This is a genomic window from Halomonas sp., assembly GCF_052095695.1.
Lineage (GTDB): Bacteria > Pseudomonadota > Gammaproteobacteria > Pseudomonadales > Halomonadaceae > Vreelandella.
Map to the genome: position 1 here is coordinate 1 of NZ_JBQDLQ010000009.1, position 7,971 is coordinate 7,971.

Annotated in this window: 7 protein-coding genes; 4 read left to right on the top strand and 3 right to left on the bottom strand. The window is 53.8% G+C overall.

Translation table 11 applies throughout. The features are described from left to right. Positions 1 to 97, top strand: a 97-nt coding sequence (locus ACTH5D_RS02930) for a cold-shock protein (protein ID WP_441668336.1), incomplete at its 5' end; no start/stop codon positions are given. Between the two features lie 120 nt (positions 98 to 217). Here ACTH5D_RS02930 and ACTH5D_RS02935 read toward each other — a convergent pair. Both ACTH5D_RS02935 and ACTH5D_RS02940 read right to left on the bottom strand, forming a co-directional pair. Next, positions 218 to 1,111 (bottom strand): putative RNA methyltransferase, encoded by an 894-nt coding sequence (locus tag ACTH5D_RS02935; RefSeq protein WP_441668216.1) that lies wholly within the window; start codon positions 1,109 to 1,111, stop codon positions 218 to 220. A gap of 25 nt (positions 1,112 to 1,136) precedes the next feature. After that, complete coding sequence (locus tag ACTH5D_RS02940) at positions 1,137 to 2,054, bottom strand: DMT family transporter (protein ID WP_441668218.1); 918 nt, start codon at positions 2,052 to 2,054, stop codon at positions 1,137 to 1,139. 97 nt (positions 2,055 to 2,151) lie between these two features. Between ACTH5D_RS02940 and ACTH5D_RS02945 the strand changes: the two genes are divergently transcribed. Then, positions 2,152 to 3,081, top strand: coding sequence for a LysR family transcriptional regulator (locus tag ACTH5D_RS02945; protein ID WP_441668220.1), 930 nt, complete (start codon positions 2,152 to 2,154; stop codon positions 3,079 to 3,081). Between the two features lie 7 nt (positions 3,082 to 3,088). Here the strand turns inward: ACTH5D_RS02945 and ACTH5D_RS02950 are convergent, their stop codons facing one another. Next, positions 3,089 to 3,838 (bottom strand): helix-turn-helix domain-containing protein, encoded by a 750-nt coding sequence (locus ACTH5D_RS02950; RefSeq protein ID WP_441668222.1) that lies wholly within the window; start codon positions 3,836 to 3,838, stop codon positions 3,089 to 3,091. Positions 3,839 to 3,977: 139 nt separating this feature from the next. On the opposite strand from ACTH5D_RS02950, the gene ACTH5D_RS02955 reads away from it, so the two are divergent. Continuing rightward, entirely contained in the window at positions 3,978 to 7,448 is a 3,471-nt protein-coding gene (locus ACTH5D_RS02955) for an acyl-[ACP]--phospholipid O-acyltransferase (RefSeq protein WP_441668224.1), read from the top strand. 182 nt (positions 7,449 to 7,630) lie between these two features. Next, on the top strand, positions 7,631 to 7,971 hold a 341-nt coding region (locus ACTH5D_RS02960), incomplete at its 3' end, for a nitroreductase family protein (protein WP_441668226.1).

The following is a 7,971-nucleotide window of genomic DNA, read 5'->3' on the forward strand; positions in this document are numbered from 1 at the left end:
CGGCTTCAAAACCCTGCAAGAAGGCGCTAACGTTTCTTTTGACGTTACCCAGGGCAAGAAAGGTCTTCAGGCGTCAAATATCAAGCAAATCTCTTAAGTCTAAGTTTTTTAAAACATAGTGCTTTTGAGTTTGCTCGAACCTTTCTAGGTTCGAATAACAAGGCCCGCTTATGCGGGCCTTGTTGCGTTTGTTAGTTAACAATTGCGCTTGAGAGCCCTACTCACTTCGCAACCACTGCACCAGGCGCACCTCTACCGTAATCGACAGTGCTTCAAGCGCTCCAGCGCGAGCACGGCCTTCGGCACTAGCCCGATAAAGATGTGGCGTCATCGCCAGCAGATCCGCAATGTCTTTAGCGCCATCAAGTGCAAGCGAGTAGCAGAGGCGCTCAGTATGGTGATGTATAAAACCCTCCGACACCTTTGACTCACTTGGACGCTCGGGCTTTAAGGTGGGATAAATAATTTCTCGCAGCTCGCGTAAATGGCTTGGTCCCGCCTCAACCTGTAACAGCATGCCGCCTGGCTTCAACACGCGCGCAAATTCGCCAATGACGGGAAAGCCAAACATGCACAACACACTGTCTAATGTTTGTGATTGAACCGGCAAATGCGCATTGCTGCCGACCACCCATTGGCTTTGCGGCGTTTGACTATGTTCTTGTTGACTCCCCAGCCGGCTACCCTGCTTTGCCGCGGCTAGCACCGCCCACTTTGAGATATCCAGCCCCATCAGCGCCAGTGGTAACGTATGCTGCGCTGCGTTGGCTAACTGGCGCAGGTAGTAACCTTCACCACAGCCTGCATCCAAACAGCTAAACGGCGCATCGCGTGTCGACTGACGCTCCCCCTGACCCAACACGGCACGACTCACTGCGTCTGCAATTGGCTGATAGTAGCCAGCGTCAAGAAAGCGCTGACGTGCAGCCACCATGGTTTTACTATCGCCAGGGTCGCTTGAGCGCTTTTGCTGCACCGGTAGCAGGTTCACATAGCCCTGCTTAGCGATATCAAAGCCATGCCCGGCAGTGCAGCGCCAAGCGTTGTTCGCCATTGTTAGCGGCTTACCATCCAGTGGGCAAGCCAAGGCTTGAAAAGGAGTTATACTCATCGTGGATTATTCGCAGATTGTGGGCTTAGCGCGTCACCAAGACAATGCCAAGTAAGATAACGCCTCCACCCATTAGAAAATTGGTGCTTAATGGCTCATTGAGCAATAGGGTACCAAAAAGCACGCCGAAAAGCGGGCCGAGAAAAGAGAACACGCCTAACTGTGAAGCGCGGTAACGGCGCAGCAATGTGAACCACAGCATCAGCGCGGCAAACGAAATAATCAGCGCCTGAAAGCCAAGACTGGCGACAGCCATGGACGTAAACTGCGCACTCATTAATTGGCCCGACAAAGCAGCCACCGGCAGTAACAATAGAGCCGTAATGCTTAGCTGATAGCTTAGAGTAAGCTCTGCAGGCGCTTCAGAAAGCGAGGTCTTGCGAATAACAATAGTTGTGGCCGCCCATGAAAGACCGGCAAGCAAGCCCAGAGCATCACCGATGATAATGTCGATGCCATAAGCACCGCTTGGCGCCATCGCTATCACCATGCCTAAAAACGCCAGCCCAACGCCCCACCACTGGCGGCTTGAAAGCTGCTCACCGGGCACCCAAAGATGTAATCCCAACGCTGCAAAAATGGGAGCCGTATAAAGAAAGACCGACATGTGGGATGCAAGCGTATAGTTAAGCCCCCATGCAACAAAACCGAACTCAGCAGCAAATCCGAGCCCAACCAGTAACCCAGGGCCCCAGTGATGGCCCACCTGTTTCCAGCGAATTCCCCGCCAATAGGCGAGCAACCCTACCAGGCACCCAGCAATAGCGGAGCGCAATGCTATTTGTACAACGGGTGAGATATCTTGAGCCACGCCTTTAATGGCCACTTGCTGGAAGCCTAACACTAAGCAAAATAGCAGCATTAGCGATGCCGCCGTGCCATCTACCGACCTACGCTGAGCAATAGCGGCAGGCGCAAATGAGGAAGTCTTTTGATGATTCATTCAGTGTCCCTGTAAGATCAAGGTGGCCATTTCAGCAGGAGGTTCGATTTTATACAAACGATTACTTTTCAGGCCTAGACTCAGGAAAACTCACGTCATGAGAATTGAAAGACTGCCACTGAATGCACTGCGCGCGTTTGCCGAAGCGATGCGAGAAAATAGCTTCAAAGCCGCTGCACACCGCCTAGATGTCACCCCGGGTGCAGTCAGCCGACAGGTTAAACTGTTAGAAGACCGCTTGGGCGTGAAGCTATTTGAACGCCATGCTAATGGGGTTTGTGCCACTGAAGCGGGCCGTATGCTGGCTGAAGATGTGCAAGCCGGCCTGTTGCGTATCGCCAACGGCGTACAGCATGTCACCGAACGCTCCGCAGATGCCTTTCAATTGCTACTGAGTGCACCGCCTTCTTTTCTACAGCTGTGGCTACTACCTCGCCTGCCCCACTTTGAAGCTAGCGAACGACAAGCTGAAATATCCCTGGATGCCGAAGCGCGCTTAATCTCACCGTTATGGTTGCCTAACAGAGCACGCTTATCGTTGCGCTATGGCCAAGGCCCCTGGCCGGGTGTTACCAGTCTGCGACTGTTTGAAGACACCCTCTTTCCCGTTTGTTCACCATCCCTACTCAAACAGGCAAACTTGCAAGCCCCTAGCGACTTGCTAACCCAGACATTGCTCACCGTGGACTGGTGTCGTCATGCGGGCCATCCAATACCAAACTGGCATGACTGGTTTAAAAGCACAGGGGTAGCGATGCACAAAAAACCCAATCAGCGGCAATACTCGCTATACAGCCTGGCACTCGATCAGGCTATTGCCGGGCAAGGCGTAGTACTTGCTAGTTACCCTTTGGTCGCTGATCGGCTCGCTAGCGGTGTTTTGGTACGCCCTTTTGCAGACAGATACTCGCTGGCGCCTCCTTTAACCTACGATCTACTTCTGCCTATCGAAGGAGATATGCCACCGGCGGTAGCTCGCTTCGTTACTTGGCTGCAGCAGGAAGCCACCAACTTCCGCACAATATAGTGGCTGCTTAGCGACGTTCACGATCTACCCGTGTGTACTCTTTAAACAATGCCGATTGCCACTGGCGAACGGCTAGCACAGACGTGGTGCCAAAGCGCTTATTGATGGGCAGGCTACTTTCCCGCTCACACAGGGCATGAAACTCTTTCGCGAGACGCTGCATCGTCTGCTGCCACTCGTCATTGCCCGCGGGGGACAACAAGCCGTTCAATACCATTAACTTTTCGCTGTCACTATCAAAGTGGGAGCGAAAAAACTCGCTGGCTAGATATTGCTGGAAAAAGCACTGGATCGGCCCCCCCGGGCGCCAGCGAAAATTCGCGGCTACCCGGCGCCTTATCCGGTTACCTGGCAACAGGTCGATCAACTTAAGCCGTTCAAGTTTAACCAGTTGCTGTGTGCATTCGGCCTCGCTCAACTGGTATTGATGATGGATTTCGTTGAAGCTATAGCCATTAATGACGCACACAGCGACCAGAAACAGCTCGCGATCATCGACAATACTTTGCTCTTGGGCCTGGGTCAGCTGCTGTAAACGCTGCTCGTCATTCTGCATGGCCTGCACCAGCTCGGCGAACTCGATATTAAGCTGATCACAAATGCACTCAAGCCGCGCGAGCGTGAAGTGCTGTTCTGCGAACAGGCGCTTAACAGAGGCTTCGCTTAAGGCCAGCCACTGGGCGACATCAGCGTAGGTTTTACCCTGAGCACGAAGCTGGTGTTTCAAGGTCGTAATGAGTGAACTGGCCTGGGACACAAGCGCCTCCTAGCACCAAAAGTAGCAAATAAAGATACTCTCAAGCCTCCATGCTACAACTTAGCGCATTAGAGTTGCAAAAACATCGCCTCTTGCACACATTGCTACTACTTCTAGGAATTGATAAGGCAACTTATACATGCGAAACGTACTGCACATGAGGGGCGCCTGGCCCTACTTGATCGCTATTTTTCTCAATGCGTTTGTGGATTTGGGTCACAAGGTCGTTATTCAGAATACGATCTTCAAAAGCTATGACGGCACCGCCCAGGTCGTACTCACGGCCCTGGTCAATGGCTTAATTTTGCTGCCGTTTATTTTAATGTTTAGTCCCGCTGGCCATATGGCTGATAGCTACCCCAAGGTGCGCGTCATGCGTGTTTCTGCCTGGGCGGCAGTGGCTATTTCACTCGGCATCACCGCCGCGTACTACCAGGGGTGGTTCTGGTTAGCGTTCGCGATGACGCTACTGCTTGCCATTCAATCGGCTTTTTACTCCCCGGCTAAATACGGCTTGGTAAAGGGGCTGTTCGGCAAGCCACGTTTGGCGGAAGCCAACGGGCTGATTCAGGCGGTCACTATCGGCGCTATTTTAGCGGGCACCGTGGCCTTTACTGCGCTGTTTGAAACCTGGGTATCGCCTGATGATCAAACACCAGCGCAGCTGTTACGCCACATTGCACCGCTGGGCTGGCTGCTCGTGCTCAATAGCGCCCTCCAAGTGGTCACGCTGTATCGCCTGCCATTGGACAACACGCCACGCTCCGAAACACCGCTTACCTGGCAGCGCTATATTAAAGGCCGCGCGCTACAAGACAACCTGCGTATCGTGGCGCGCCAGCCTGTGCTCAGGCTGGCGATTATCGGCCTTGCAACGTTTTGGTCCGTTGGCCAAGTGCTGCTGGCCGCCTTCCCCGCCTATGCGAAAGATGCGCTAAGTATCGATAACACGCTTGTGCTGCAGGGAATTCTCGCCGCGAGCGGCATTGGCATTGCCGCCGGGTCGCTACTGGCAAGTAAGCTTTCCCGCAACCGTATTGAAACCGGCCTTATTCCCTTGGGCGCTATCGGCGTGGCCGCGGGACTATGGTGCCTGCCCCTGCTATCAACGCCGCTTAGCCAAGCGCTAAATTTCGTGTTTATTGGCATCATGGGCGGGCTGTTTATCGTACCGCTGAATGCGCTGATCCAGTTTCACGCAGCCGACCACGAATTAGGCACCGTGCTGGCTGCCAACAATTGGATTCAAAATATCGCCATGCTGGGCTTTTTGATGCTCACGGCGCTATTTGCGTTGGCCGGTGTGGATAGTCACTATCTGCTGCTTCTCATCGCGGCCGTGGCCATGGTCGGCGGCGGTTACACTATTTGCAAGCTACCCCAAAGCCTAGTGCGCCTTCTGCTAAGCTTTCTGCTCACGCGCCGCTATCGCGTGGATGTTCACGGGTTGGAAAACCTACCGGCACAGGGTGGCGTGCTCCTGCTGGGCAACCATATCAGCTGGTTAGATTGGGCTATGGTGCAAATTGCCAGCCCGCGGCCCGTACGTTTTGTCATGCTAAAAAGCATTTACCAGCGCTGGTATCTACGCTGGTTCTTTAAGGCGCTGGGCTGTATTCCTATCGAACGCGGTGCCGCTGCCGAACAGGCGCTAAGCGATGTAGCCGAGCTGCTCAATGCCGGCGAAGTGGTGTGTTTGTTTCCTGAAGGAGCGATTAGTCGCAATGGCCAGCTAGGCGAATTTCGGCGTGGCTATGAACGCGCCTGTAAAATGGCCAATCCTGACGTTAAAATCGTCCCGTTCTACCTGCGTGGGCTATGGGGCAGCCAGTTCTCACACTCATCGAGTAAGCTCAAAGAGCTGCGCAATGCCCCGCTGCACCGTTCGGTGGTGGTCGCTTTTGGAAAACCACTGCCCAAAGACACGCCCGCCGATGTGCTCAAACGACGTATTTTTGAACAGGCAAGCCGCTCTTGGCAGCGGGCCATGGGCGAGCTACCCACGCTTGCTAATGCCTGGATTCAAAGCGTTAAGCGCCGCCCAGGCGAGCTTGCGCTAGCCGACACCCTTGGGCGCCCGCTAAGTGCCAGCCAAGCGTTAACCGCCAGCGTGCTACTATCTAAACGCATCCTTAAGCTTTGCCCTGGGCAAAACGTTGGCCTATTGCTGCCTACCAGCCGCGCTGGAGTGATCACCAACATGGCCACGCTGCTGGCGGGTAAAACCGTTGTGAACCTCAATTACACGGCGAGCCAAGACGCCCTGGCATCTGTGCTCGCTCAGGCAGAGATTACAACGGTGTTCACTTCAAAGCGCTTTGTCGCAATGCTAGCCCAGCGCGGGTTAGCTGTTGATCAGCTACTTGACCAGCAGCAAGTAGTGTATCTAGAAACCCTAGAGTCAACGATCAGCCGCGCCGAGCGTGTCAGCACCTGGCTTGCCGTACGCCTACTGCCCATGTGGCTATTACAGCGCTGCTTTAGCCGTAACCATGATGCCGATGCGACGGCCGCGATTCTGTTCTCCAGCGGTAGCGAAGGTCAGCCTAAGGGCGTGATGTTGAGCCACCGCAACCTCATGGCCAACATCAAACAGACCTCTGACGTTCTTAATACACAAAGCAACGACGTTGTGATGGGATCGCTGCCGCTGTTTCATGCCTTTGGCCTCACCGTCACGCAGCTACTACCGCTCATCGAGGGGTTACCGTTAGTGTGCCACGCCGACCCAACCGACGCCCCCGGCATAGCCGGCGCGGTTGCTAAGCACAAAGCGACCATTATGTTTGGCACATCCAGCCTTCTACGCCTGTTCGTACGCAGCCAAAAGGTGCATCCGCTAATGCTGGATAGCCTGAGGGTGATCGTGGCCGGCGCAGAAAAGCTTGATGACAGCGTGCGTACAAGCTTTGCGCTGAAATTCCACAAACCGATTTATGAAGGCTATGGCGCGACGGAGACGTCACCGGTTGCCTCGGTCAATTTACCGGATGCCATCGGCGTTCATTACCAGCAGGTGCAGCGCGGTAGCAAAATTGGCAGCGTTGGCATGCCGCTGCCCGGCACGGGTTGCAAAATCGTTTCGCCTGAAAGCTTCGAAGAACTACTTACTGGCGAAGCCGGTATGATTTTGATCAGTGGCCCACAGGTCATGCAGGGCTATCTTAACGATGCTAAACGCACGACCAAGGCACTACGCGACATTGATGGCCAACGCTGGTACGTCACGGGGGACAAAGGGTTTCTCGACGAAGACGGCTTTTTAACGCTGATTGACCGCTACGCACGATTTGCCAAAATTGGCGGCGAAATGGTCGCGCTAGGCGCCGTAGAACAGGCCGTTAAAGCCGCACTTGAGGAGCCTGACGTCGTGCTAATGGCGGTCAACATCCCTGATAGCCGTAAAGGCGAACGCATTGTACTGCTATCGGAAACCCCTGTAGATGCCAGCACTGTAAAAGCCGCTATGCTCGCCAACGGCACGAAATCAATGATGGTGCCCAGTGACTGGCTTACCGTGGATGCCCTTCCTCGCCTGGGGTCAGGCAAGCAGGATATTGCGGGCGCCAAGCGTCTGGCACAAAAAAGATTGGCCGAAAGCGCGCAATAGCGTGCTTTGATCGGCCTTAGATACCTGCGGATATCATTAGAGAGATGAGTAAAAGGATTTTTTTCACTGAAACCGCTGATTTTTCTCCATGGTTTCTAATCCGGATGTGTATTAAATTCATTTTCAATGTTTTGGGGTTATCTCCCCCTCAAAAATTCGGATAAATAGAGAAGGAGCGCTAAATGTCTAACCCAGCTATTGAAATCTTCAAGAAGCGTCGTAGCCAGTATGTCATCGGCAAAGACATTGCCATCAACCAAGACGATACAGCGGCATTGATCAAAGAAGCCGTTAAGCAGGCACCCACGTCGTTCAACTCACAAAGCTCGCGTGCGGTTATTCTGTTCAACGAACAGCACGACAAGTTCTGGCAGATAGTCATGGAAACGCTGCGTAAAATCGTACCTGCTGGCTCTTTTGAGCCTACTGAGCAGAAGGTCAACAGCTTTGCCGCTGGTGCCGGCACCGTGCTGTTTTTTGAAGACCAAGAGGTCGTCAAAGGGCTGCAAGAGAAATTTCCGCA

What these genes read in the sequence shown, in the direction of transcription:
- ACTH5D_RS02935 (WP_441668216.1), bottom strand. Translation starts at nt 1,111, where the DNA reads ATGAGTATAACTCCTTTTCAAGCCTTGGCTTGCCCACTGGATGGTAAG.
- ACTH5D_RS02940 (WP_441668218.1), bottom strand. Translation starts at nt 2,054, where the DNA reads ATGAATCATCAAAAGACTTCCTCATTTGCGCCTGCCGCTATTGCTCAG.
- ACTH5D_RS02945 (WP_441668220.1), top strand. Translation starts at nt 2,152, where the DNA reads ATGAGAATTGAAAGACTGCCACTGAATGCACTGCGCGCGTTTGCCGAA.
- ACTH5D_RS02955 (WP_441668224.1), top strand. Translation starts at nt 3,978, where the DNA reads ATGCGAAACGTACTGCACATGAGGGGCGCCTGGCCCTACTTGATCGCT.